The 25909-nt window shown below is 52.8% G+C and carries 25 protein-coding genes; 7 read left to right on the forward strand and 18 right to left on the reverse strand.

Annotation, left to right across the window (positions count from 1 at the left end; genetic code table 11):
* Nucleotides 1-42: 42 nt before the first annotated feature.
* The gene (locus tag NST08_RS23885) at nucleotides 43-1431 is read right to left on the reverse strand and encodes an extracellular solute-binding protein (RefSeq protein WP_007132354.1); all 1389 of its coding nucleotides are present in this window, start codon (nucleotides 1429-1431) and stop codon (nucleotides 43-45) included.
* 288 nt (nucleotides 1432-1719) lie between these two features.
* Here NST08_RS23885 and NST08_RS23890 point away from each other — a divergent pair, with 288 nt between their 5' ends.
* The 3 genes from NST08_RS23890 (at nucleotide 1720) to NST08_RS23900 (ending at nucleotide 6569) form a co-directional block, all read left to right on the forward strand.
* Nucleotides 1720-2265, forward strand: coding sequence for a cohesin domain-containing protein (locus NST08_RS23890; RefSeq protein WP_341342359.1), 546 nt, complete (start codon nucleotides 1720-1722; stop codon nucleotides 2263-2265).
* Between the two features lie 125 nt (nucleotides 2266-2390).
* Nucleotides 2391-5990 (forward strand): cohesin domain-containing protein, encoded by a 3600-nt coding sequence (locus tag NST08_RS23895; RefSeq protein ID WP_341342360.1) that lies wholly within the window; start codon nucleotides 2391-2393, stop codon nucleotides 5988-5990.
* 405 nt (nucleotides 5991-6395) lie between these two features.
* Nucleotides 6396-6569: a hypothetical protein gene (locus NST08_RS23900; protein ID WP_007132351.1), complete on the forward strand. Its 174-nt coding sequence runs from the start codon at nucleotides 6396-6398 to the stop codon at nucleotides 6567-6569.
* A gap of 156 nt (nucleotides 6570-6725) precedes the next feature.
* Here the strand turns inward: NST08_RS23900 and NST08_RS23905 are convergent, their stop codons facing one another.
* From NST08_RS23905 to NST08_RS23950, 10 genes are all read right to left on the reverse strand, one after another.
* The gene (locus NST08_RS23905) at nucleotides 6726-7361 is read right to left on the reverse strand and encodes a pyridoxamine 5'-phosphate oxidase family protein (protein ID WP_007132350.1); all 636 of its coding nucleotides are present in this window, start codon (nucleotides 7359-7361) and stop codon (nucleotides 6726-6728) included.
* Nucleotides 7362-7397: 36 nt separating this feature from the next.
* Entirely contained in the window at nucleotides 7398-8516 is a 1119-nt protein-coding gene (locus NST08_RS23910; protein WP_341342361.1) for a stalk domain-containing protein, read from the reverse strand.
* Between the two features lie 253 nt (nucleotides 8517-8769).
* Nucleotides 8770-9045, reverse strand: a complete 276-nt coding sequence (locus tag NST08_RS23915; protein ID WP_007132348.1) for a hypothetical protein — start codon at nucleotides 9043-9045, stop codon at nucleotides 8770-8772.
* Nucleotides 9046-9744: 699 nt separating this feature from the next.
* On the reverse strand, nucleotides 9745-11379 hold the full coding sequence (gene groL / locus NST08_RS23920; protein ID WP_007132346.1) for a chaperonin GroEL: 1635 nt from the start codon (nucleotides 11377-11379) through the stop codon (nucleotides 9745-9747).
* 63 nt (nucleotides 11380-11442) lie between these two features.
* Entirely contained in the window at nucleotides 11443-11724 is a 282-nt protein-coding gene (gene groES / locus NST08_RS23925) for a co-chaperone GroES (RefSeq protein ID WP_007132345.1), read from the reverse strand.
* A 512-nt stretch (nucleotides 11725-12236) separates the two neighbouring features.
* Entirely contained in the window at nucleotides 12237-13013 is a 777-nt protein-coding gene (gene tatC / locus NST08_RS23930; RefSeq protein ID WP_007132344.1) for a twin-arginine translocase subunit TatC, read from the reverse strand.
* Nucleotides 13014-13096: 83 nt separating this feature from the next.
* Nucleotides 13097-13333 (reverse strand): twin-arginine translocase TatA/TatE family subunit, encoded by a 237-nt coding sequence (gene tatA, locus NST08_RS23935; RefSeq protein WP_007132343.1) that lies wholly within the window; start codon nucleotides 13331-13333, stop codon nucleotides 13097-13099.
* 265 nt (nucleotides 13334-13598) lie between these two features.
* A complete protein-coding gene (locus NST08_RS23940; RefSeq protein ID WP_007132342.1) occupies nucleotides 13599-14090 on the reverse strand; it encodes a MogA/MoaB family molybdenum cofactor biosynthesis protein in 492 nt (163 codons plus the stop codon).
* Between the two features lie 46 nt (nucleotides 14091-14136).
* Complete coding sequence (gene moaC / locus NST08_RS23945; protein ID WP_007132341.1) at nucleotides 14137-14613, reverse strand: cyclic pyranopterin monophosphate synthase MoaC; 477 nt, start codon at nucleotides 14611-14613, stop codon at nucleotides 14137-14139.
* On the reverse strand, nucleotides 14604-15272 hold the full coding sequence (locus NST08_RS23950; protein WP_007132340.1) for a 5-formyltetrahydrofolate cyclo-ligase: 669 nt from the start codon (nucleotides 15270-15272) through the stop codon (nucleotides 14604-14606). Before NST08_RS23950 ends, moaC begins: the two co-directional genes overlap by 10 nt.
* A gap of 174 nt (nucleotides 15273-15446) precedes the next feature.
* Between NST08_RS23950 and NST08_RS23955 the strand changes: the two genes are divergently transcribed.
* Nucleotides 15447-17399: an ABC-F family ATP-binding cassette domain-containing protein gene (locus NST08_RS23955; RefSeq protein ID WP_341342362.1), complete on the forward strand. Its 1953-nt coding sequence runs from the start codon at nucleotides 15447-15449 to the stop codon at nucleotides 17397-17399.
* Between the two features lie 727 nt (nucleotides 17400-18126).
* Here the strand turns inward: NST08_RS23955 and tsaD are convergent.
* From tsaD to NST08_RS23985, 6 genes are all read right to left on the reverse strand, one after another.
* Nucleotides 18127-19170 (reverse strand): tRNA (adenosine(37)-N6)-threonylcarbamoyltransferase complex transferase subunit TsaD, encoded by a 1044-nt coding sequence (gene tsaD, locus NST08_RS23960; RefSeq protein ID WP_341342363.1) that lies wholly within the window; start codon nucleotides 19168-19170, stop codon nucleotides 18127-18129.
* A 2-nt stretch (nucleotides 19171-19172) separates the two neighbouring features.
* Complete coding sequence (gene rimI, locus NST08_RS23965) at nucleotides 19173-19694, reverse strand: ribosomal protein S18-alanine N-acetyltransferase (RefSeq protein ID WP_007132337.1); 522 nt, start codon at nucleotides 19692-19694, stop codon at nucleotides 19173-19175.
* A gap of 17 nt (nucleotides 19695-19711) precedes the next feature.
* Nucleotides 19712-20506, reverse strand: a complete 795-nt coding sequence (gene tsaB, locus NST08_RS23970) for a tRNA (adenosine(37)-N6)-threonylcarbamoyltransferase complex dimerization subunit type 1 TsaB (RefSeq protein WP_007132336.1) — start codon at nucleotides 20504-20506, stop codon at nucleotides 19712-19714.
* Nucleotides 20503-20964, reverse strand: a complete 462-nt coding sequence (tsaE, locus tag NST08_RS23975) for a tRNA (adenosine(37)-N6)-threonylcarbamoyltransferase complex ATPase subunit type 1 TsaE (protein WP_028405896.1) — start codon at nucleotides 20962-20964, stop codon at nucleotides 20503-20505. Before tsaE ends, tsaB begins: the two co-directional genes overlap by 4 nt.
* Before the next feature lie 298 nt (nucleotides 20965-21262).
* A complete protein-coding gene (locus NST08_RS23980; RefSeq protein ID WP_007132334.1) occupies nucleotides 21263-21445 on the reverse strand; it encodes an H-type small acid-soluble spore protein in 183 nt (60 codons plus the stop codon).
* A 2-nt stretch (nucleotides 21446-21447) separates the two neighbouring features.
* Complete coding sequence (locus NST08_RS23985; protein ID WP_007132333.1) at nucleotides 21448-21735, reverse strand: hypothetical protein; 288 nt, start codon at nucleotides 21733-21735, stop codon at nucleotides 21448-21450.
* A 262-nt stretch (nucleotides 21736-21997) separates the two neighbouring features.
* Between NST08_RS23985 and ku the strand changes: the two genes are divergently transcribed.
* From ku to ligD, 3 genes are read left to right on the forward strand one after another with little or no spacing between them, the layout of a single operon-like run.
* Nucleotides 21998-22921 carry a non-homologous end joining protein Ku gene (ku, locus tag NST08_RS23990; protein ID WP_028405895.1) on the forward strand — a complete coding sequence of 308 codons (924 nt, stop codon included), beginning with the start codon at nucleotides 21998-22000 and terminating at the stop codon, nucleotides 22919-22921.
* A 5-nt stretch (nucleotides 22922-22926) separates the two neighbouring features.
* Nucleotides 22927-23832 (forward strand): ATP-dependent DNA ligase, encoded by a 906-nt coding sequence (locus NST08_RS23995; RefSeq protein WP_028405894.1) that lies wholly within the window; start codon nucleotides 22927-22929, stop codon nucleotides 23830-23832.
* A gap of 5 nt (nucleotides 23833-23837) precedes the next feature.
* The gene (ligD, locus tag NST08_RS24000) at nucleotides 23838-24755 is read left to right on the forward strand and encodes a non-homologous end-joining DNA ligase (RefSeq protein WP_213616376.1); all 918 of its coding nucleotides are present in this window, start codon (nucleotides 23838-23840) and stop codon (nucleotides 24753-24755) included.
* Here ligD and NST08_RS24005 read toward each other — a convergent pair.
* Entirely contained in the window at nucleotides 24738-25883 is a 1146-nt protein-coding gene (locus NST08_RS24005) for an SPL family radical SAM protein (RefSeq protein ID WP_213616374.1), read from the reverse strand. The genes ligD and NST08_RS24005 overlap by 18 nt on opposite strands.
* Between the last annotated feature and the right edge of the window lie 26 nt (nucleotides 25884-25909).

Consider the following 25909-nt stretch of genomic DNA (forward strand, 5'->3'; position numbering starts at 1 on the left):
ATATGCTATCCCATCCGGCGAGGTTCCCGTGCAGGGACAGGCTTATTGTCGGGATTTCACTCCAAGCCTGCTTGCAAGACGTGCGGCGGCATCCTGGGCCTGCTCCATATTCGCCCAAAACAGCTTCAGCTCGTTCCGGAGCCGATGCAGCTCCTCCATCGTGATGCCCAAGTCCGCATAGCTGCTGAAGGTTGGGACGATCTCGCGATATAGGTTAAAGCGCGACGGTCGATACATCGTTTCCGCGCCGTCCCATTCGGCCGACGATTTCCGGGCCGGAATGCTCAGCGTCTCCTTGCGGATATGCAGCTGGGCCGCGGCCGAGCCAAGAAAATCAACCAACAGGCGCGCCGCCTCCTTCTGCTTCGATTGCCGGTTGACGGCCAGCCCCGTCACGAGCAGCAGCGTTTTCGCGCTTTGCTCATAAGGAAGCGGGGCGAGATCATATTCGAAATCGGCTTGCTTCAGCATTTTTAATCCATAATACGTCGTCATCACCATGGCCGTCTTCTGCTGCAAAAACAGTTTCTCGGCGTCCCCGTCCGATTCGGACAGGAAAGAGGCAGACAAGCCTTGTCCGTAGATTAACTCCCGGAACATGCCGAGGCTGTCCCACAGCTTCGGATCATCATAACGATATCCGCCTTCTTCTTGCGCAAACCGAAAGTGCTTCTGCAGCAATACGATCGGGAAACGGTTCGTAGAGGCAATATGCGCGTAGAAGCCGAACAACTGGTGCTCTCTTTGGATGTGAGCTGCCGTCTCCGCCAGCTGCTTCCATGACCAGCTGCTATCCGGCTCCGGCATGCCCCACTTCCGGAATAGGGTTTTGTTATAGCACAGCACAACCGGCGAAAATGTGAGCGGCCGGGCATACAGCCTGCCTTCATGCGCCAGATAATCCCCCAGAAACGAATACGCCTCCGGATCCGGCTCCAGCGGAAGAAACCGATCCAGTTCACCATGCTCCAGCATTTCACGGAAATTCCACGTATTTAGCGAAAGTACATCTACCCATCCGTTTTCCAAATACCCCTGGATCGCTTCAGGATAGTGCGTGTAGGGCAGTGTAATCGTATCCACCGAGATGTGGGGATACTGCGCGTGGAACTGTTCAAGCAATCCTTTCAGATCCATCTCATCATCCAGAGAAGGATAGCATCCAAGCTTCAGCGATACCTTCGGCACAGGAGCAGGAGCGTTGATCCGGTTGCCCACGCGCGGTTCTTTCGTTATCAATCCTTCCTCCACAAGCAGCTCAAGTCCCTTGCGGACGGATTTTTTGCTAAGCATGTACTGCTCTGCCAACGCCAGCTCGGAAGGCAGATAATCCCCAGGCGGGCGGACCGAGGTGAGAATGTCGCGCCGAAGCGTGCTTACCATCTCATCCAACCGCTTCTGAAACGTGACACGATCAGGTTTGTTGCTCATCGTCAAGACTCCCCATTCACCAACAAGGCAATGTTCATAGTAGGGATAGTATACCATATCCAGCATTTTCTACACAGATCATACACCACATTTACACCAATTTATTCTCTATTTAAGGACATTGACAGTAATTTTGAATGATATTATCATTTTTGTATACTTCATGGATACCAGAGTAAATAAAGTGATTTCTGAAAGATGAATGCGAAGGGAAGGAGGTCGTGCCTGGTCAGCAAGCATGCTTTGATTCAACAAAACAACATTCAAAATCACTGGAGGTGTATCATATTGAGAAAACAATACGGTTTAACGGTCATGATCGTCCTTCTACTCGTCAGTCTGTTCGCCCCCTACCCTGCATCCGCAGCAGGCGGACAACTGGAGCTGGTGAGAGTGCCTAATGCCCTCAAGCCGGGATCCAAGGTCAAAATTCGCATAAATGCCTCGCAAGTACAGGATTTATATGGATTGCAGTTCAATCTAAAATTCAATTCCAGCCAACTTCGATATGAAGGGATGAAGATTTCGAATCAGTATATCAACTACCCATCCAGTTCGCAGACCAAGGAGGGCCAGGTTTCCGCTGCGCTGATCCGCAAGGAGAGCAAGGATACGTCCTATAAGAAGAAGCTTCAAGTCGCAGAGGTGACGTTCACTGCTTTAAAACCGGGTGCAGCCACTCTTCAATTACATGGCATGAAAGCGATTACAACCGAGGTCTATGTAAATGAACATGGCAAGAACGATCTTCGGCTTCTGCCGCTAGAGACGATGAAGGAGCTGTCGTTCCAAATCTCCCCCCACCCAGGCAAAAAGTCCGATTCTCCAAGCTAGCCTGTACCGAGTCAGCCTGCTTGCAAGTCACCATAAAACTGTAGCTGTCATGCGGCAGCAATATGAATAGCCGATTCCTTATATCCATTCAGACATTCCTAATCTTATTACCGGGAGGGATTTCATTGTATAAAAGCCTTCGAAAAATGAAGAAAAGCCTCGCTTCCCTGCTGTCAATCACGCTGGCCGTTTCGCTATTTCTATCCATGTCTCCTGCAGCTGCAGCTTCTGAGCTTGCACCCGCGGGCGTTACGGCGGCGGCTTCCAAATCCGTCAGCATGCCTTTAACCAATCCTGGTTTTGAGGATAGCGCACCTGGAGCCGCCATCCCGGGCTGGAGCAGCATGTTTGCTGTGAAGGAGGGTGAATATACCTATGCCGTTTCCACGGAGAACAGCCATAGCGGCAATCAGAGCCTGAAAATCACCGATAGATCGCAAAGCAATTCCGTGGCTCTCATGAGCGGCAAGCTAGATATTACGAGCGGTGTCACTTATACCGTGACCGCCTCGGTGTATATGGAAGAAAGCGGGACGGCAAGCTTGAACCTCCGTTACTTCGATGCGGCCGATAAATCCATTGCCGAAAAGCCGCTTCATAACGACACCTCGAAGGGCTTTCCCGTGAAGCAGTGGACCTCGGCATCTACAAGCCTGGAAGCGCCGGCGAATGCGGCATATGCCAGAATTATTCTGTACACGACCGCTTACAGCCGGGCAACCGCTTATTATGACGACATTACGATGTCTTACGAACAACCGGTCCAGCTTCCGGGAAAGCTGGCGCTGTCCGCTCCAGCTAGCGCAGAACAAGGGGATACCATCAGCACGATGCTGAGCTTGACGGAAGGCGCGGACATTTCCAGCGTTACCGCCTCCATTTATTACGACCCCTCCATGCTGGAGATCGCCGAGGTGAAGCCTGCCGGTGCGTTTGGAGATGCACAAGCCTCCTTCTCCTCGGATAAAGAGAATGGCAGCATTCGTCTGGAGGGGAGCCTGCCGGATGCCATCGATGGTGACAGCGATATCGCTAAGATGACGTTCAACGTCATCGCGGATAGCGGAAGCACGTGGCTCATGCTCGCCAAGGGAGCACAGCTGAACGGCATGGAATCCGTCTCCGAAAATGTAGTGAAGCTGATTACGATCGGAGAGGCTTCAGGTCAGCCTGGAGCAAGCCTCGATGACATTCAATTCGGCGAGCCTGAATTCAGGACGCTTCCGATTTCCGGCGTTGTCGGGTTGATGGACGGCGAAGCCGGCATTGAGGACGGCAAAAACGTTATGTACACAACCGTAAAAGGCATCCCTCCGATGTTCCACGTCGTCGATCTCGATGACTACCGTGTCATCCGCAGTTTACCGCTTGAAGGCGGCGGCGAAGTGTGGAATCATGAAATCGCGCCCGACGGCACGGTGTATATCACCTCGGCCGGGCAGCTGTGGGCTTACTCCCCGGTTACGAAGGACGTCAAGAAAGTGTATACCCATCCGACCGAGAGCGTGTTCTGGTGTCTTGCCATCGATGAGGCGGGAGCCGTCTATATCGGAGCGGGACCCGGCGGACGGGTATTGAAGTATGATCCGGCCACCAAGGAGAGCCGCGACTACGGCATTATGGTTGATGGAGCCGGTCAGCAATACGTGCGATCCATCGATTACAGCAACGGATATATTTATGCAGGTACGTCCCACAGCAAAGTCTATAAAGTGAATGTCGAGACCGGGGAAAAGGTTGAGATTGCTTCCTCCCTTAACGAAACCGGGTATGTGTATGATCTGAGCATTGTTGACGACAAGTTCCTGGTCATCCGGTACGATACGCCGCAAAAACGCTACATTTATGATATCGAAGCCGGGGAATGGCTCGATGTCGTGATCGAGAAGAGCTCGTCAGGCCTTCATCTGCCGAAAGAATCTCTGAACGGCAAAATTTACTTTCCAGCCGACAAAAAAATCAAAACCTTTGATATCGTAACACATGAAGTCGCCGATTCCGGAATGGAATACGAAACGGCGTTCCGGGGCGCGAATTGGGTGCAGGTCGATGATCCCGATCTGCCGGGCACAAGCCTGGTTACGATGAATTTCAGCGGCATTATCGTGTTCTTCAATCCGCAGACGAATACCGTCAAGCGATATGAAAATATTTTACCGCCTTCAGCAACCATTACCCACAAATTCGTGAATGGCCCTGACGGCAAAATTTATGTTACCGGCATGCAGGCTTCCAAGGCGGCCGCCTACGATATTGCAACGAATACGGCCAAGACGTTCAGCATGGGGCAGGCCGGCGCGGTCGAGTCTTACGGCAACCGGATGTACTTCGGCGTTTACCCTGGCGGGGATATCTATGAATACGATCTGGGTCAACCGGACGGAACCGGCAATCCGAAGAAGCTGTTCACGCTGGGCAACGGCCAGGACCGAATCGGCGCAAGCACCCTTGCCGGCGACAAAATTTACTTCGGCTCCGTTTCGACCTACGGCGAGCTTGGAGGAGCCATTACGGTATTTGATCCGACCGCAGCGGACCCTTCCGCCGCTTATCGCGTGTTCCGAAACGTCGTGCAAGATCAAAGCGTCGTTTCCCTAGCTTACAAAGACGGCAAGCTGTACGGATCCACCAGCATTAACGGCGGCATGGCCGTTGATCCGAAGGCCTCAGAAGCTAAGCTATTCGTGTGGGATACGGTTAAGGAGGAGAAGATTCTGGAGAAGACGCTGGACATTCCCGGACTGTCCAACCCTCCTGCTATCGGCGGCCTGACCTTCGGTCCGGACGGATTGCTCTGGGGCGGCGTGAACGGCTATGTATTTGCACTGGAGCCAAATACGCTTCAGGTCATCAAGTACTTTAACGTCAATCCAGCCGACAGCGGCACCGCTCTTCGCTGGGGCAACTATGATCTGGTTTGGAGCAAGGAAGGCATTCTGCTCGCCAATTTGACGAAGAAGCTGTATGCAATCGATCCGGCTACGTTCGAGTTCATCGAGCTGGCCGATACCGAATCGTTCACGCTCGGGCCGGACGGCCATCTGTACTATGCCCCGTCCTTTAACCGGACTCAAATGTATCGGATTACGATGAATATGGCGAAGGAACCGGAAGTCCCGGGGAACGATCGGATCCGGTTCGATCTCGCAGCACCTGCGGAAACCAAAACCGGTGAAACGTTTGATGTGACCGTTAAGGCAGCGGATGCCGATCTATTGTACAGCATGCATTCGCGGATCAGCTACGATGCATCCAAGCTGGAATTGGTCGACGTCGCACAGGCCGGCCAGTTTGCAGGCGAAGGCACGTACATGAACACCACCTTGGAGCCCGGTAAAGCCGTTATTACCTCCAGTCTGACCGGAGACCGCAGCGTCATCGGCGACACCGATGTGTTCACGCTCAGCTTCAAGGCATTGAATCTGATAGGGAATGCCTCCGTTACGCTTGCTGCAGGCTCCTCCTGGACATTGGCGAATGCAGACGAGACAGGCGAGCTCCACCACATCAGCGAAGATATCGTGAAGCATGTGAGCATTGTCAAAGCCGTAGCAGAGGATGTCAACCATGACGGCACCGTCGACCTGCTGGATGTCATGCTGGTCGCCAAGTTCGTGGGTACGGCCGTGAATGAGGATACCCGGGAACTGGACATCAACGGCGACGGTCTGATCGATATCGCCGACCTGGGGCTGGTCGTCCTTAAGCTCCATTCTGCCGTTTAACCACCAAACGCCCTTGCCATTCGTCTCACTAAGACGATGGCGGGGCGCTTTTGTCTTGCTTGAAAAAACACTTGATCTGGTATGCTTTTCATATTTTACACTAAAGCTGCACCAAGCCGATTACGGAGGCCAGCGTGACCGCAGGGCGTGATGGCACTGTAAACGGCCTATGAATTCTTATGTAGTCGCAAACCATTGAAACACCCATTCATGAGTGAGCATAAAGCTTGTCGGTTACGGTATGGCGTTTTAACGTCATCGGATATGCTATGGGTACATGTCATCGCGGCGATCGCAGCCTGTGGCAATAGGAATATCCCGAATTAGAGTTTTTCATGATTGGAAAAAATAATGGAACTTTGCTCTTGTCTTTCACGTTATCCTAAACAAAGGAGCTGATGGAAGATGGAGACGTTCGGTAGAGGCTGCCTCTATTTGATTATCGGGGCGGTTGTCCTCCTGCTGCTGGCCATGCTGCTGGGGACCACGATCACGATTCCCTGGTTTATCTTTATTCCGCTTGTCATTATTGCCTTTGTGGTCGCAGCATCCAAGAGCAACCGCAGGGATGATGATTAGCCTATATCCCCTAGCCGCGGAAGGTTAATGGTAACTCCTCGTGTGAATCCGCAGGAATGCAAGAAGGCTGTCCCATAAGATCATTTGACCTTTCGGGACGCCTTCTTTTTGCGTCTGTGATCATGCTCCGCGTACGCATCGATATGGACGTCCCCGTTAGTACAGACGTTTCGTATAGCTTTCCTGCAAGCCTTGCGCAACCGACTGCTCCGACACGCCTTCCTGGTTGACATGATCGGCGATAATGCGGGATGGGTTCGGAAGCTTATCTGCCGGCAGCCATGTATTCGGATCCCAAACTCCGGAACGCATGAACGATTTGGCGCAATGCATATAACATTCCTCGACCGTGACGCCGATGCCGAGCCACGGCTTTTTGCCCTGTGCCGAAAGCTTCTCCAGCAGGTCTTCGTCACGGATAAGCACAGCCTGGCCGTTGATTCGCAGCGTCTCCTTCAATCCCGGGATGACAAAAATGAGGCCGATCCCCGGACTTGTCAACAGGTTTCGAAATGAATCGAAGCGGCGGTTGCCCGGCCGCTCCGGGATGACCAGATGGTGATCATCCACCACATGCACGAAGCCGGCGGAGTCGCCGCGAGGCGAAACATCGCATGCTCCCGATGCATCCGACGTAGCCATGAAGAGCAGCGGACTCTTGGCGATAAAGTCCCGGCAATGCCTGTCCAAAGCATGTATCATTTTATGCTTGACCACCTGATTCGGTTCCCCGAACATCGATCGGAGCTCCTCCTCGGTCGTCACGATGGAACGAAACGGTCCCTGATCCATATAAGTTCCTCCTCACCCTCGTATTGAATCCGTCGTTTATTTCCCTGCAGGCTTGTCCTGACCTTCTACCGAGATTTCATCAATCAGGTTCTTCAACTTGACGGATTCTGGACGAAGGCCGTCCGGACCGTTCGCATATGTGAACTCAAAGTCGCCGATATAATAAGCAAACCCAATATCCCCCGCCGAACTTGCAATCAGCTTGTTCCCCTCCACCCGATAATACGTGACCCCGCCGAAGCCGATCTCCGTCCTGTATGAGTAATCGGGAAACGCATCCGACATTCGGAGCTGGAGCTTTTTAGGAGACTTCCCTCGTAAATTCAGGTCGATCCGCAGCTCTGAACCCTCAAGCTGAATGCTCGATGCGACAACCTCTTCTGCCGCTGTCTCCGGAGGCGTTACCTTGATTTCTTTCCCGTCCTTCACACTGACGACGTGAATCTCTTGCACATACACCCCGGTTCCGTAGCCTGTCACAAACACGGCAACCGCTTCCGGCTTGCCGTCACCGTTCACGTCCGCGTAGAAGAGCTGAGGCGGCCGATTCGGAAATCTTGGAATTTCCCAGTTAAACCGCAATCGCTTGCCTTCAGCCTCCAAAATAAATCCGCGGTATTTATCGCCGTCCTTCAAGGCAGGGTACAGCTTCACCTTCGGATTCTCTTCCGCTACAGCGATCGGTTCGGTCGGAACACGTACGCTCGTGCTCATCGAGCCGGAACGGATATCAACCCGGCCGGAGGTATTCGTAACGAGCTCCGCCCCCGTGAAAGTGTTCAGATCGTATGCAGGAAAGTACAAATGGCCATTTTTCAGCAGAACAGGACCTGATAATACGACTTCGCCCATTCCCACTGCCGTTGCCAGCTTGCTTCCCGCTTTAAAAACGCTGGCTCCATCCGAAGACTTTAGCGTAGCGATCTTTCTTTTATTGTCCCAATGAAACGTATACGGATAGAATTCACCCAGTACTCTAATCGGAATATACAATGTTTTTCCTTTATAAAACGGCTGCCCGGCAGCCTTTGCCGCCTCTCCATCTACCAGCAGCTCTATCTGATCAGCTGCCTGTACCTGCTGCGGTGCAGGCGTACACGCCAATATCGCGGACATCAGCAGAATCGCTGCTCCAGCCGCAAGTTTCTTATTCATGTCCTCTCCCCCTCCAATTCACTTCCTTTCATTATATTGGAAGGCAGCCCCCGTTTCTGTTACGCGGTTGTAACAAAATGGAGACAAGCTTGTGACTTTGGGACGAGAAATAGTTCCTTTGTTAGACTTGTATACCGGGATCCCTTACAAAACACAGCCCGCCTCCTTGATATAAAGGGGACGGGCTGCGAATATAAAACCTAGCCGGCTCTAGGCGTCTCGATTTTTTGGTTAAACATACACTTCTAGTTGCTCATCGGAGAATATAAGCTTCTATCAGATCGCTAACACTTATATCATCCAGCTCTTCTGCCATTTTATCTGCTTTTGTTTTCTTCCTTATGGATCCTTCCAATAAGATTTGGATTCTTTGATCCCTGTCGATTAAGACGGACTCGACCTCCAACGCGTTTGTAAGCAATCCGACGATGACTGCAATCTGTTGAGGGGATATTTGGGGCAGTGAGTTTTTCTTGTTTTTCCCATTCTTTCTGCTCTTCCCATTACCACTGTTCCCATTCTTCCTCACTGCACTTACCCCCATCACTAGTTCACTATGATCGGAATATTGTCATCTCCCCCATCTCCTTCCGCGGGGCTGGTTATAAGTGAAAAAATAATCACAGCTACTACGATAAACGTAATGATCCGTTTTCCCTCATCTTCGTCCAAATTCATCACTCCGCACTCCGTCATGTGTAAACCTTTCCGTGAAGGGATGTAAAAGGAGATCCTCTCTGCTGGCATGTTTACGGTCTTCAATTTAGATTTTAAATGCCATATCCCTGTCATTGCTGTCTGTGTATCTTGGGTCCGTCCTTGATTGCTTGTTCAATTATTTTTAATGCCTCACCTAATAAAGAGTCCGTAGTTTCTCCTCTCGCTGGACGGAAGTATCAGGGTAAAAACGACAGCGCCGCTCGGACACAGGTCCATTGGCTCCTCCTGAATCATTTACGAACAGTATATTCATGAATGTTCAGGATGAACCATGTCCGAGCGGGTTACGCCGAAAACCAGGGGCTATCGAGCTCATGACGGCCATTCGAAATGGACGACATTTCTAATAGCCGCTTCGCAAAACGTCGGACTTCAGCCTCAACCATTTTTGCGTGTTCTAAACCTGAAATAGAAGAGATATGATCCCTTCCATTTTTTCAATAATATAAAAAGGCTCCCGAGAGGGAGCCTTTCATTATGCGGTATTATAGGGTTTTTGACCCCTTTGTTACATCATGCCGCCCATTCCGCCCATGCCGCCCATGTCTGGAGCACCGGCTTTTTCTGGTTCTGGCTTGTCAGCGATAACCGCTTCAGTTGTCAGGAACATTGCAGCAACGGATGCAGCGTTTTGCAATGCGGAGCGAGTAACCTTCGCAGGGTCAACGATACCTGCGTCGATCATGTTCACCCACTCGCCGTTTGCAGCATTGTAACCTACGCCCACTGCTTCACGCTTCAGACGGTCCACGATAACGGAGCCTTCTTCACCCGCGTTGGCAGCGATCGTACGGATCGGAGCTTCCAGAGCGCGAAGCACGATGTTCACGCCAGTTTGCTCGTCGCCTTCAAGAGCTTCGGCTACTTTCGCTACGGCACCGTAAACGTTGATCAGAGCCGTACCGCCACCGGATACGATACCTTCTTCAACTGCAGCGCGAGTTGCGTTCAGGGCGTCCTCAATGCGCAGCTTGCGTTCTTTCAGCTCTGTTTCAGTAGCAGCACCGACTTTGATGACAGCTACGCCGCCAGCAAGCTTAGCAAGACGCTCTTGCAGCTTTTCCTTGTCGAACTCGGAAGTCGTTTCTTCGAGCTGGGAACGGATTTGCTTCACGCGAGCCTCGATGTCTTCCTTGCTTCCAGCACCGTCAACGATGATGGTGTTTTCTTTCGTTACGCGTACTTGACGAGCCGTACCCAGTTGATCCAGCGAAGTCGATTTCAGGTCGAGACCCAGTTCTTCGGTGATCACTTGGCCGCCTGTCAGAGCAGCGATATCCTGCAGCATAGCTTTACGACGGTCGCCGAAGCCTGGAGCTTTAACAGCTACCGCATTGAACGTACCGCGCAGCTTGTTCACGATCAGCATCGCTTGCGCTTCGCCTTCGATATCTTCGGCGATCAAGAGCAGCGGCTTGCTTTGTTGAACGATTTTTTCAAGAACAGGCAAGATTTCTTGCGTGTTCGTTACTTTTTTGTCGGTGATCAAAATGTAAGGATTGTCAAGCACCGCTTCCATTTTGTCCGTGTCCGTAATCATGTACGGAGAAATGTAGCCGCGGTCGAACTGCATACCCTCAACCACTTCGAGCTCGGTTTCGAAGCCGCGGGATTCCTCAACGGTGATAACGCCGTCGTTGCCCACTTTTTCCATAGCTTCAGCAATCAGTTCGCCGACTTCGTCGTCCGCTGCGGAGATGGCTGCAACTTGAGCGATGGATTGTTTGTTCTCAACCGGCTTGGAGATGTTGTGAAGCTCCTCAACCGCTGCACGAACGGCTTTGTCGATCCCTTTGCGGATGCCGATCGGGCTTGCGCCTGCCGTTACGTTCTTCAAGCCTTCCGTGATCAGGGCTTGAGCAAGAACCGTAGCCGTCGTTGTACCGTCACCGGCAACGTCGTTTGTCTTGGTAGCAACTTCTTTAACAAGCTGTGCACCCATGTTCTCGAATGCATCATCCAGCTCGATTTCTTTTGCGATGGTAACACCGTCGTTCGTGATGAGCGGGCTTCCGAATTTCTTCTCAAGCACCACGTTGCGGCCTTTCGGTCCAAGCGTTACTTTCACTGCGTTTGCCAAAGCGTCAACACCGCGAAGCATTGCGCGACGGGCGTCTTCAGAGAACTTAATGTCTTTTGCCATGGTATAACATCCTCCCTAGTGGATTTATAGAAAAAATGGAAACAAGATATATTCAGGCGTGCATTAACCTAAGATCGCGTGGATGTCGCTTTCTTTCATAATCAAATATTCTTTACCTTCGTATTTGATTTCCGTGCCGGCGTATTTGGAGAAGATTACGCGGTCGCCTTCTTTAACTTCCAAAGGTACGCGAACGCCGTCTTTCAGGGAGCCGCTGCCTACAGCGATAATTTTGCCTTCTTGCGGCTTTTCCTTAGCGGAATCAGGAAGTACAATCCCGAATGCTGTAGTTTCTTCTTGTTCGATCGGTTCTACCAATACGCGTTCACCTAAAGGTCTGATCATGAAAAAATAGCCTCCTTTAAATATGTTGTAATGCTTTTTTCAAAGCTTTATGTATTAGCACTCGACAGGTCTCAGTGCTAACAACCAACTTTATGATACTCAAGTTGATTGAAGATTTCAAGTCCTTTGCATCAATTTCTGATCATTTTTTTGAGGGGTCCCGCTCCTTCGGTTTGTCCGCAAAACCCACTTCACCATTGTATCCATGCCCCGCCGAAATATGCCTTTAAATCTTCCCGCCATTGTAGGTGCTTATGGATGAGCAAGCGGCTGATCTCATAGGATATCTCCCCCGTCAAATCTTCGAATCGGATTCGATCAGCTGACAGAAGACTGTCCCAGACTGGTAGAGCTGGTCTGGGGAAGGAGCTGTCGGATCGACATTTCTGTTTATCGGAGTATTCACCCTTGGTTTATGGAAGAGTACAACGTGTTATATGCGCAAAACCCCGGCAATCAGACTAAGACCGGTACCGGTACAAAGTCAGACTGTCGGGGTGTGTACGTAAATATCAATCAGTGTCCTCATCCAACGAGACATAACGGCTGTCCCGCTCCATATCCGCCTCCAGCTGCTTGCGATAGATCTTTGAAGACAGAAACACGCTGAATTCATATAGCAGCAGAAGCGGAATCGTCACCAGGAAATCCGAGATGAAATCCGGCGGCGTGATGACCACCGCGATGAATACGAGCGCAAAGTAAGCCACCTTCCGCATTTTCCGCAACCGAAGCGGATTGAGGATCCGGATTCGGGTTAAGAACATGACCACCAGCGGCAGCTCGAACAAGAGCGCCAGCGGCAGCACCAGATTGAACATAAAATTCAGGTAATTCGTAATGCCGTACGTTTCCGTAAGTCCCATGCTCTTCGTAATCATGGTGGTAAAGGACAATGTCATCGGAAAAACAATATAGTATCCGAATACGATACCTACGATGAACAGGATGAACGCATACGGAACATACCTTACTGCCGCTTTTTGCTCGTCTTTGTGCAATCCCGGCTTCACGAACGCCCACAGCTGGTAAAAGATCAGCGGGATGGAAATGACCAGCGAGAAGATCGCGGCAATTTTCATATAAATTCCAATACCGTCCCAGAATGAGAAGGCATGCAGCTCGAAATTTTTCGCTTGCTCCGCGGCCGTTAAGTAATGATAGATCGGTTCCGCGACAAATATTCCGCCGATGAGGCCAGCCACGAATACGACAAGCACGACGATGATCCGCTTGCGAAGCTCGCCTAAATGCTCCACAAGCGCCATCTCTTTCATTGGCTTTGACATGATAGACACCACCCTATTGTGACCCTGACAAAACAAAATCCCTCCCATGGAGGAGGGATTTCACAGCTTGCTAATGCATATGCTTATTCCGGAAGACGCTTGTCCTCAGACTTGCTGGGTGCTACAGCCTGCTGGGGAGCCTCCTCTTTCTTCTTAGCCGGTGTTTCATCTTCCGCCAGAATCTCGCGCGTGCCGTTCTTAAATTCACGGAATGTTCTGCCGACAGCCCGTCCCAATTCAGGAAGCTTGTTCGGACCGAACAGCAGCAGCGCCAAGATCACGAGCAGGATAATGCCCGGCACTCCGATCGTAGAGCCCATATCTATTCTCCTCCTTGTCCTGCTTATTGCCATTCAAGGACTTCAGGAAAGTCTTAAAGCAATCCGTCAAACCTTTGACTTCACAGGTGTTAACCAAACCGACAATTACAATGGACGATTCATTATTTAACCTCGTACAATATATCGCCATCATACCATAATGTAAATCACATATACAGTCTGCAATCGTGACAGATTATTTACATATTTATCTAGTGAATGATCGATACTGTTAAATCCAAGCCTGCCAAATCAGCGGCTATGCTTAAAGCTGCTCCCGATACTGGCCGGTCACCATCAGCAGCGCTTCAGGAAGCTGGTCCATGACGGCAGCCAAATTTTCATGCACACCCTTCGGGGAGCCCGGGAGATTGACAATCAAGGTGCGGCCGCGAACGCCGCAAACGCCCCGAAAGAGCATGGCGCTCCGGTTCTTCTGCATCACGGTTGCCCGCATCGCCTCCGCAATGCCCGGCACTTCCCGTTCAATGACCCGCCTTGTCGCCTCCGGCGTAACGTCGCGGACGGCAAGCTCTGTCCCGCCTGTGGTCAGAACAAGATCCACCTGGTAATAATCCGTCAGCTCAATCAATGCAGCAATAATTTCATCCTGCTCATCCGGTACGATCCGGTATTCGATTATTTCACCGCCCAGCTCTTCCTCTACCAGCTCCCGGATCACCTGAGCGCTTGTGTCCTCACGTTCTCCTCGCGAGCCTTTATCGCTCGCCGTCAGGATCGCCGTCTTCCACAGCATGAGCCTCTCTCCTTCCCACTCTATCCGAATCTCCGGTATAGCGATATTAAGTTGTTTCCATTATGTAATCCCCGCTCTTCCCGCCGGATTTGCTGACCAGCATGGTCGGACCGATGATCATGTCTTTCTGCAGCGCCTTGCACATGTCGTATACCGTCAATGCCGCAGCCGATACGGCGGTCAGGGCTTCCATCTCGACCCCGGTCTTTCCGGTCGTCTTCACCGTTGCTTCGATATACAGCTCATCGCTTCCATTGTCGCTGAAATCGACGTTCACGCCGGTGAGAGGCAGAGGATGACACATCGGAATCCAGTTTGACGTGTTCTTCGCAGCCATAATCGCTGCGACTTGAGCCACTGCCAGGACGTCGCCCTTGCCGATCTTTCCTTCTTGAATTCGCGCGAGCGTATCCGGATGCATCCGCACCGTCGTTTTCGCCAAGGCTGTCCGGGCCGTTATGTCCTTATCGCTCACGTCAACCATACGGGCTCTGCCTTGCTGGTTAAAATGACTCAGTTCCATCCGATATCCCTCCGCTGCGAGCGAATGCCCGCTCTATAATAACCCTTGTCCGTGATCACGCCGTCCAATCGGCGGTCATGCTCATCCATCGGGACCTGATTCACGAGCTGAATTTCATAACCGAGACCGATCCACCATGGCTTACCGCGTTCTTCCGCCTCTTCCGTCCTTGAATCCGGCTCAAGCGCGCCGGACAGCCGGTCATAGTAACCGCCGCCGTAACCTAAGCGGCCGCCGTCGGGGTCAAAGGCAAGCCCGGGTACCCAGATGACATCAGGAGGGATGGCCGAATACTTGCTTACCCGCTTCGGATCAGGCTCCATGATGCCATATGCACCCGGGGCCAACTCGTCCCACGAGCGGATCTCATACAGCTCCATGGAGCGGTCTTTCGGAATGCTCCGGGGGACGATAACCCGAATCCCCTCCTGCCAGGCCCATTCCACCAAAGGCCTCGTATCCAGCTCGGAGCGAAAAGGAACATAAATCATCATGCTCTTGAATGAATGCTGCTTCATTAATTCGGATGCATGCCCGCATGCCTGACGCGAGCGTTCCGACCGCTCTTCCGGGGAGAGTTCGCTCCGGAGCCTTGTCATCTGCTCCCGCAGCTGTTGTTTCATGCTTCCTGAAATCTTCTCTTCATCAAATTTCGACAACGTGATTCTTCCTCTCACGTTTAATTAAGACTAGTTTACCACTGTTCCTCCCTTTAGCCAAGAAAGACGCAAAGTCAATATCAAGGTCGATTGTTCCACCGTTTTCAGGTAAACTTACTGTATTACGAACCATTTCTTAATTGAAGTATATCGATTGATGGAGGTTTCACATCTATGCTGCTGCAGGCCAATGGCATAACGAAATTATATGGAGTAATCCCGGTGCTTGAAGGAATTAATCTGCAAGTGCTGGAGCGTGAACGCATCGGACTGGTTGGCGTGAACGGAGCCGGCAAATCCACCCTGCTGAAAATTTTGGCGGGGGAAATGTCCTACGACGGAGGCCAAATATTCAAAGCCAAGGAGACGACGATCGGCTATCTTGCGCAGAACAGCGGTCTTCAATCGGAACGGAGCATTTGGAATGAGATGCTGGACGTGTTCGCACCGCTGCTCGAGACGGAGCTCGAGCTCCGTTCGATGGAAGAACAAATTGCCGACCCGAAATCGAGCGAGGATCCGAAGAAATATCAAGAGCTGCTGGACCGTTACGCGATCCGTTCCGACTGGTTCAAGGACCAAGGCGGGTACGAGATCGAAACGCGCATCCGAAGCGTGCTTCACGGGATGGGTTTTGGCGGCTTCTCCCCGGATACGCCCATCTCTACTTTGAGCGGCGGTCAGAAAACAAGGCTTGCTCTCGCTAAAATATTGCTGCAGGCGCCCGATCTGCTTATGCTCGACGAACCGACGAACCACCTGGACATCGCCACGTTGACTTGGCTTGAAGATTATCTTCGCGGTTATTCAGGATCGCTGCTGGTCGTATCCCATGACCGGTACTTCCTGGATCGGCTTGTTACGACCATTGTCGAAATCGAACGCCGCCATTCCAAGAAATACACGGGCAACTACAGCCGTTATATCGAGCTGAAGGCAGCTGAATACGAATCCCAGCTGAAGCAATATGAGAAGCAGCAGGAGGAAATTGCGCGCATGGAAACCTTTATCCAGCGCAATCTCGTCCGGGCGTCAACGACCAAGCGGGCGCAAAGCCGCCGAAAGGCGCTGGAAAAGATGGAACGTCTGGACAAGCCAATGGGGGATTTGAAAAAAGCCCATTTCTCCTTTGAGCCTGAGTATATGTCCGGCAAGGACGTGCTGCAGGTTCGGGACTTGTCGGTCGCTTTCGAGCCGGGCAAGCCATTATTCGAGCATGCGTCCTTCGATCTGCATCGCGGGGAGACGGTTGCATTGATCGGTCCGAACGGGGTCGGCAAGTCTACGCTCCTGAAATGCCTGATCGGAACGATGAAGCCGACTGCCGGATCGCTGCAATGGGGGACCAAGGTAAAGATCGGTTACTATGACCAGGAGCAATCGGAGCTTAATCCAAGCAATACCGTGCTTGAGGAGCTATGGAGCGCCTATCCGCATATGGAGGAAGCCCGAATTCGCACCGTTCTCGGCAATTTTCTGTTCAGCGGCGAGGACGTGCTCAAGAAGATCAGCTCCTTAAGCGGAGGCGAGAAAGCACGCGTGTCGCTCGCCAAGCTGATGCTGCTTGAAGCCAATATGCTTATTCTCGACGAGCCGACGAACCATTTGGATTTATTCAGCAAAGAGGTGCTTGAATCGGCTCTGATCGATTACGAGGGAACGCTGCTGTTCATTTCCCATGACCGCTACTTCCTCAACAAAATGGCGGAACGGATCATCGAGCTTCATCCGGACGGCATTCAACATTTCCTGGGTAATTATGACGATTATACAGAGAAAAAGCAGGAGATTCTGGATATGGACGATGAACCGTCCGAGCCTTTCGCCCGGCATGCTATAAAGCCTCAGGCCAAGCAGGAGACCCCTGTTGAGAAGCAGGGGGCCCTTTCTTTCGAAGCCGAGAAGCAGGCCAAGCGCGAGGAACGGAATCGGCAGCGCAAGCTGGCGAGCCTGGAGGAACAGATTCATACCCTTGAGTCCGAGATTGCCGCGCTGGAGGAAGAAATGGCGCAACCTGAGATTTATCAGGATTACATGGCGCTTCAGGAGCGGCAGCAGTCCCTTGATGAGAAGAAAGCGCAGCTTGATCAAATTTTTGCAGAGTGGGAAGCTCTTCTGGAAGACTAAAGTCCCTCCCGTACAACGAGCCGCCCTCTAAGCCGTCTCATGTTGACGGTCCGAGGCGGTAACGGGGTGTTTGGTCAGGGCCTGATTCGATGTTGAATCAACATCAGCGCCATGCTTCTCTGGGACCTTCTAATCACCTTCAAAAAAAATTCACAAAATCGTTTCAAATGAAGGATTGGATTTATTCACAAACTTATCCCCAGAATTGGTGCATAAGTCAAACTTAAAAATGGCCGAAATGGCCATTTTTTTGTTGTTATCCGAGCGTTCACGGCCTGATATCCAACATTATCCACTAAGTTATACACATTATCCACAGAATCCACCGGCAAAAATGAAAATCATGTCCCCTTATTTCATTCCTTTTCAGAAGTCCGGTTTATCGACATTTTTCTTACTTATTCACATTTTTCACCGGATATGTGGATAACTTTGTTCACAACTTGACAGCATCCGAATTTCACAATCACGAAGAAGCCGCTCCATGTAAACACGGGGCTGTACCTCCGTCTTGCTATGTCCCATCGCGCGTGGTGAGCATTAACACAGCCATCACCTTATCTTCAATTCATCACCACCATGAAGCAATGATTGATCCCGGCTGATGACAAGTTCACATGCAATATTCCGAAGCATAGCAAAAAGCCTGCCGTCCCTTTAAACAGAGACGACAGGCTCTAAATTTCTGCTTATTCCTTCCCAGCATTTCGCAAACGCCGCGCATGGCCTAAAATTTCGCCCAATCCTCCAACGGCAATTGGGGATCGGCCTTCATATCCAGCGGCGTAAAGCTGCCCTGCTTCCACTTTAAATGAGCGGCCGCGGCAATCATGGCGCCATTGTCCGTGCAATATTGGAACGGCGGAATCGTCAGCCGGATGCCTTCCGCCTGACAGCGCTCCGTCAGCGCGCTGCGCAGGCCCCTGTTGGCGGCCACGCCGCCGCATAAGAGAAACTGCTTTGCACCATACTCTTTGACGGCACGGACTGCCTTCTCGACCAGCACTTCCACTACGGACTCCTGGAAGCCGCGGGCGATGGCTTCGATCCGGACGTCCTCGCCGCGCATTTTACTCTGATTAACGACATTCAGAACGGCAGACTTCAATCCGCTGAAGCTGAAGTCGTAGCTGTCCGGTTCCAGCCAGACCCGCGGCAATTCAATGGAGTCCGGCGCCTCCAGCGCCATCCGATCCACATGAGGTCCGCCGGGATACGGGAAGCCGAGCGCGCGTGCAACCTTGTCGTACGCCTCGCCGACCGCATCGTCCCGCGTCCTGCCGATCAGCTCGAAGCTCCCCTCCTCCTTCATGAGAACAAGCTCCGTGTGCCCGCCGGATACGACCAGGGCCATGCTTGGGTATTCTATATCCCCAACGAACCGGTTCGCATAAATATGCCCGGCTATGTGATGCGTGCCGATCAGCGGCTTGCCGAGCGCAAAGGCCAGGCTCTTCGCTGCCATAACGCCGACCAGCAGCGCACCGACCAGGCCGGGGCCTTGGGTGACTGCGACGGCCGAAATGTCCTTCATCTCGATTCCGGCCTCTTCCACCGCCTGTTCAATAATCATCGTGATGCTCTCGACATGCTTCCTTGAGGCCACTTCGGGCACTACGCCGCCAAAAGCTTTGTGGGTCTCAATCTGGCTTGCAATGACGCTCGAGAGCACCTCGTACCCATCCTTCACGACCGCAACCGAGGTTTCGTCGCAGCTGGTTTCAATAGCCAAGATACAGCTATGCTCCCGATCTATTCTTTCATCTATCATGACTATTTATGACTTCCTTCCATGCCTTCGTCCCCCCGATAGGGAGGCAGATCCGCCCACATAATCAGCGCGTCCTCCTGATTGTCCGAATAATAACCCTTGCGGACGCCGGCGGGCTTAAATCCTTTTTTCATATATAAGCGCTGAGCGACATGATTGGATAAACGGACCTCCAGCGTCATTTTCTCCATCCCCATAAATGCCGCCGTCTTCATCAACTCGCTGAGCAGCCGTTCGCCCCACTTCCGTCCGCGATAGGCCTCGAGCAATGCAATATTGGTCACATGGGCTTCGTCAACAATCGTCCACATCCCTGCATATCCAATTAAGCGTCCTTCGTATTCCATCACCATATAATGTGCAAAATGATTCAGCTTCAACTCATTGCGAAATGCTTCTTCCGTCCAGGGCACCGAAAAGGCCTCGTGCTCCACCGCAAGAACATCCGGAATATCCTCTAGCGTCATCAGCCGGAAGGACAGCGCGCCTTCCTCCTGCGCATCCGGCTTCCACTCCTGCTCCATGAACGTCCCTCCTGACTTCACCGCCTGCGCAGCAAATTCGCTTCCGCTTCGGAAAGCTGTGTGTAGTTCGGTATCAGCGTATGCGGCTCATCCGAATCCCCGGCCGACAAACGAGCAGCTCCAAGATAGCCAAGCCAGCGCCCTTCGAGCGCATAAGGCACCAGCTGCAGGTGATCGCCGAACCAGGATGACAAACGGCGGGCCGCCTCGGCATGAAGATCCGTCTCGCCTACTACATAAACAGCAGACGGGCGCTCCTGCTCGGACAGTTGGCCGATTCGCTCATTCAGTTCATCCACCCAGGCTTCCATCAGACGGATGCCGTCTGCCGCAAGCCGCTCTGGTGCCTTCGACTTCGAGCCTGCTGCTTCTGCAGCAAACAGAGCCGTATATACCTGCCCCCGTCTTGCATCGAGCAGGGGGATAACCCAATGATTCCCTGCTGCTGCTTCATGCTGGTCCCTACCAGCTTGAAGCCCGCCCCAAGCCAGCGCATGCAGGCTCGAAACGCCGACGACCGGAATCCGGTTCGCCCAGGCCAGTGTCTTCGCAGCCGTTACCGCAATCCGGATTCCGGTATAGGAGCCCGGACCGACTCCGACGGCAATGCCGTCGATATCATCCATGCCGATGCCGGCTTGTTCCAAGGCCTGCGCCATGACCGGATGCAGATACACAGAATGGTTCCGCTCCGCGCTCGTGTTGATTTCCGTTAACAGCTGATCGTTATCCATCACGGACACCGCCAGCGAAGACGTGGACGTATCCAGCGCCAAAAACCGCTTCTGCGGCTTCGTGTCGTTGTTGTTCATTCCTGTTTACCCCATTTTTCATTCAAGTCCCGGCACCAATCGCCGTATAGCTTCCCCTGAGGGGTCAGCGTCATCAACCGGTCTCCTTCATCCGTCATGGCAATCGAAAGATGGAGATACTGCTCCGGCATCAGCTCCGTGATCAGGCTGCTCCATTCCACAAGGCAGACGCCGTCACCGTAAAAGTATTCATCCAGACCCAGCTCGTCCGCTTCATCGATGGACAGCCGGTATACATCCATATGATAGAGCGGCAGCCGCCCGTTATATTCTTTAATAATCGTAAACGTCGGGCTGTTCACCACCCCGGCTACGCCGAGATGCTTTGCGAAATACTGGGAAAATGCCGTTTTCCCCGCTCCAAGATCTCCGTCCAGACCGATCACCGTCCCGGGCTGCGCATGTTCTGCCAACCAGGCGGCAAGCTGCTCCGTCTCCTCCAGACGGCTTGAAATCATTTGAAACCGGCCATCCGTGCGGCCATTATTCACGATTTAACCCACCTTTAATGAAATAATCCAGCCTTATAAAATGCTTGATCTTCATTATATCGGTCCTCTCTTCCCCCTGCAAGGAAAGTCACTTCCCCCATCAAGGCACCTGAACTATTGACGGATGATATTCGCATGTTTTTCAGAAAACTCCGTTAGCATCTTCACACCAATTAAAATACACCTTACCCAAGTGGTGCTTTAAAAAACACAACACCACCGGTTAAGGTGTATTTTCATCCACGTAAAGGCCCCCGGTTAAAGGTTATTCGCCCTCTTCCAGCCGGTCTACCTTCACGGTCTGCGTATTAGTAGGACGAGACCCGACCTGGACGGTAGCCATGCCGTTCTGCTGATCCACATGCTCGATCCAGACCGGCTCGCCTTCAAGATTCACCTTGTACGTGTCCTTGGATTCGAATATTTCGACGGCGCGTTGCACATCCATTCCTATTCCCTCTCTTTCTTGGATCTCGGCGATTCGTCGACGAGATCCATCGTATCGGTGGTCGAAGGGCCGATCAGCCCGTTGTCCATCGTGACATTCCCCCCGCCAAGACCTTCGTTGATCATTCGGTCAATGTCAAACATGGTAGATTCCCGGGAGATGTCGCTCTCCTCCGAAGTCATGCTGTGCCAATCCACCACGTCTCCGCTGATCGGCTCTGCAAAAGCGCGGTCCGAGGAACGATCCTTCTGAATTTCTTCCGACGGTTCTGATTCCCTGTGCTTATCCATTAAAGATCACTCTCCTTGCTAAGGCAGTGTTCACCGTCAATATGCCTCGATTCTCCCTGGTTTATTCAAAGAACAGTCATGCGCCTCAGTCCCCGGGGGGGTTATTCAAAGACCCGTCATGTTCCCCGGTCGGCTCCCGGTTTATGCAAAGACCGGCAATGACTCATAGGAGCATCTTTTTTTGGGCACACTAATAGAAGCAGATTATACGTCCACATCCTGTTCATACGATCATTCCAAAAACAGATAGGAGGTTTCATAGATGCATACGGTTTGGAAAGGCGCCATCAGTTTCGGCCTGGTGCATGTGCCGGTTAAGATGTTCTCGGCCACGGAAGACAAGGATATATCGATGCGCTACATTCACAAGGAATGCGGCAGTCCGCTCTCCTATGTCCGCAAATGTCCGGTTTGCGAAGAGGAAGTCGGATGGGAGGAAATTACGAAGGGGTACGAGTATGAAAAAGGCAAGTTCGTGCTGTTTGAAAAAGACGAGCTGGAGCAGCTGGCCGAGCAAAACAGCAAAAACATCACGATTCTCGACTTCGTCGATTTGACGGAAATCGATCCGATCTACTTCCAGAAGACCTATTATCTCTCGCCCGATCAAGCGGGCGCGAACGCGTACCGCCTGCTGATGGAGGCGATGAAGGAGTCCGGAAAAATCGGGATCGCCAAAATCTCCATCCGCTCCAAGAGCAGTCTGGCGGCGATTCGGGTGCTGGATGAGTGCCTGTCGATCGAAACGATTTTTTATCCGGATGAAATCCGTCCGATATCGCAGGTACCCAATCTCCCGGAGAAGACCGAGGTTAACTCCAAAGAGCTGGATATGGCGAAGCTGCTCATCGATCAGCTCTCGACGCCGTTTGACCCGGAGAAATATACGGATGATTACCGGGAGCGTCTGCTGGAGGCCATCAACAGCAAGGTGTCCGGCGAGGAAATCAAAATCGCCCCTGCCCGCCAGGAAACCAATGTTGTCGACCTGATGGCCGCGCTTCAGGCCAGCATCGAGGCGGTGAAGCCGATCGGCACCGATCCGGGAACGAAGGCGAAGCCGCGGAAGACAACCCGCAAGACGGCAGCCAAAGAGCCGGCCGCGAAAGCGAGCGGCGACGATACGGATGAGACGCCGAAGCCAAAGCGCCGCGCCAAAGCCAAGAAATCTGAAGCAGGCTCCTGAACGAAATGGGACATTTGCGAGAGCTGCTGCCTAAAGAGCCGATGGCGCCGATCTCCACGGAGAAGATCGAAACCGGCGACGATTGGGGCTATCAACTGAAGTGGGACGGGGTGCGCATCCTTGCAGGCATCGACCACGGCCAAGTCTCCCTCTATTCCCGGAAGCTGCTGGACAAAACAACCCTCTATCCCGAGGTGGTTGCCGCACTGTCGACGCTGCAGCACGATCGTCTGCTCCTGGACGGCGAAGTGGTTTATTTTCATCCAGAGCTCGGACGCCCGGTGTTCCAGAAGGTGCTTCAGCGGGAGCGTTCACGTTCGGTTCGGTCGGGCGCCCCGCTCTTCACGTATGTGCTGTTTGACATTCTGGTCGACGGCGATAAGGATATGCGTAAGCTGCCCTATCTTGACCGGCATCATCGGCTGAAGGAGATCGTCTCCACTACGCCCGGAATCCTGACGGCCGATCTGTTCCTGGAGGGCGAGAGCCTGTGGGCATGGGCCGAGGAACGCGGATGGGAGGGAATCGTTATGAAACGTCTCTCCTCCCCTTACCGTGAAGGGAAGAAGCACCGGGACTGGTACAAAAAAAAGATCGCCATCACCATGCAGGCGGAGGCTGTCGCTTTGATCATAAGAGAAGGCCGCGTAGCCAGCCTCGTGCTGGCTGACGATGAGAACAACTATATCGGCAGGGCATCGCTTGGACTGAACGAACAGACCAAGCAGCGGCTGTTAGAATATGCAGGCCTGCATCCGTCAGGTGCCGGCTGGAAGACGTTGCACGCAGATTTGAAGAAGGAGCAGCTCGCTTGGCTTAGCAAGCCGCTGACCGCTACGGTTACCTTTCTGGAGTGGAGCCAGGACGGAATGATGCGGCATCCGAAGCTGCTGTCGATTGAGGGGGTGTAACGGCTATGGCCCGTACCGTCAAAGGAACGCTGACCATTGAAGGTCAAGAGATTCAGATTACCAATCCGGACAAGCCGCTGTGGCCCGAGGTCGGCATTACTAAAGCCATCTATCTGCAAAAGCTCGCGGCGATCTCTCCCTACCTGCTCCGCTATTGCAGAGGCAGGCTGCTGACAACCATCCGTTATCCCCACGGCGTGGACGGGGAATCGTTCTATCAAAAAAATGCGCCCGAGCCGCTCCCGCCCTTTGTCAGCACCTACGTGCACGAGGGCATCAACTATGTCATGCTGAACGGGCTGCCCGAGCTCTTATGGCTGGGCAACCTCGCTGCTTTGGAATTCCATCCTTCGCTCCACCTGGCCGGTGACGTTCTGCCATGCGAATGGATGATCGATCTGGACCCGTCGCTTCCCGAGGAGCCGCGGATCATGGAAGCTACGGCCATCGTCGGCGATGTGCTGAACTCGCTTGGAATCGCCTCCGTACCGAAAACGTCCGGGGCAACCGGGGTGCAGATCATCGTCCCGATTCCCGAAGGCATTACGTTCGACGAGCTTCGCTCCGTCGGCCAATTCGTCGGTCAATACGTAACGGAGAAACACCCTAAATTGTTTACCATCGAGCGGCTGAAGAAAAACCGCGGCGACAAAATCTATTTCGATTATCTGCAGCATTACAGCGGAAGAACGCTTGCCGCACCTTATACTCCCCGGGCCAGACGCCTCGCAACGGTATCCACGCCGCTCACTTGGGAAGAAGTTCAGCGGGATGTCTCTCCGACGGATTTCCACCTGCTGAACATCGAGCAGCGCCTTAAAGAGAGGGGCGACCTGCTGCAGGCTCTGCCTCCCCAGCCGATCGGAGACATCATCCGGCATCTGAATGCCAAGGGGAAGCCGGCATCAAAACGGAAAGGATAGCTGCTCAACCTCCGGCTTCAGCTCCTCGGCGGAGACGGGTGCCGCAGGCTTAGGCAGCTTGCGCTGGCGGATGGAAAGGTGTGGGGCTGCTTCCCGGTCCCGCTCCTCCCCTTCCTTATACCCTGCACTTCCGGATAGAGCATGCGAGCCTGCCCCTGCAACATGGCCTGAATCAATGCCTTCCGCCAATCCGGAAGTCCTTCTTCCCGTCGCGGGATCGTAGGATCCCGTGGTTGGATTCGATGGGCGACTAGCCGTCCATCCCAGTCCATACTCCGACAAGAGGCGGGCGGCCATCATTTTGAAGCTTCGTATATACTGCTCTTCGGCGTAAGCTCCCGATCTGTACAGCTCCCGATAAGACGGCACGACCTCAGGGAAATGGAGCTTGAGCGTCTCCATATACCATTTCTTAACGTCGCGTGACAGCCTCAAGAGCGAGATCATGGCAAAAGAAGCGCCATGCTCCTTCACCCTGGACAGGAGCTCCCTAAGCCCTTCTTCCCCATCGGTAAGATAGGGCAGGACGGGCGCCGCAAATACGCCTGTCCGTATGCCGGCGGAAGACAGCCTCCACACGGCCTCCAATCGGCTTGCAGGATGCGGCGAAGCCGGCTCAAGCTTGCGGATCAGATCTGCATCCAGCGTATTCAGGCTGATATTGACCGAAACGTCCTCCATCCGGGTCAGGATGTCCATATCGCGCAGCACGAGCGGCGAGCGGGTGGTAATGCTGGTTGAGATGCGATACTTCGCCAGCAGCTTCAAGCATTCCCTCGTGATCTCCGCCTTTCCCTCGATCGGCTGATACGGATCCGTAGCCGTCCCGATTGTCACCTGCCCGATCGATCTCCGCATCGCTTCAATATCATGGCCGAATTTGGCAGCCGTATCGGACAGCTGCTTCGCCAGCGACTCCGCCGCATTGGTCTTCATGAAAATATGATGCTGGAATTCATCCTCCGCCCCCATCCCGATAAAGGACTGGAAGGCGCGTGCATAGCAGAAGCTGCAGCCATGTCCGCATCCTCTGTACGGATTGATAGACCAGTCAAACGGCATCCGCTCTTCTTTCACCCGATTGAGCGTTTGCTTGGTCGAAATGCTCTCATAAGTCGTTTGCGCCATATCCCCTTCGCCTCCTTGTCGTAACC

It is taken from the genome of Paenibacillus sp. FSL K6-1566 (genome assembly GCF_038050475.1).
GTDB classification, from domain to species: domain Bacteria; phylum Bacillota; class Bacilli; order Paenibacillales; family Paenibacillaceae; genus Paenibacillus_AQ; species Paenibacillus_AQ lactis.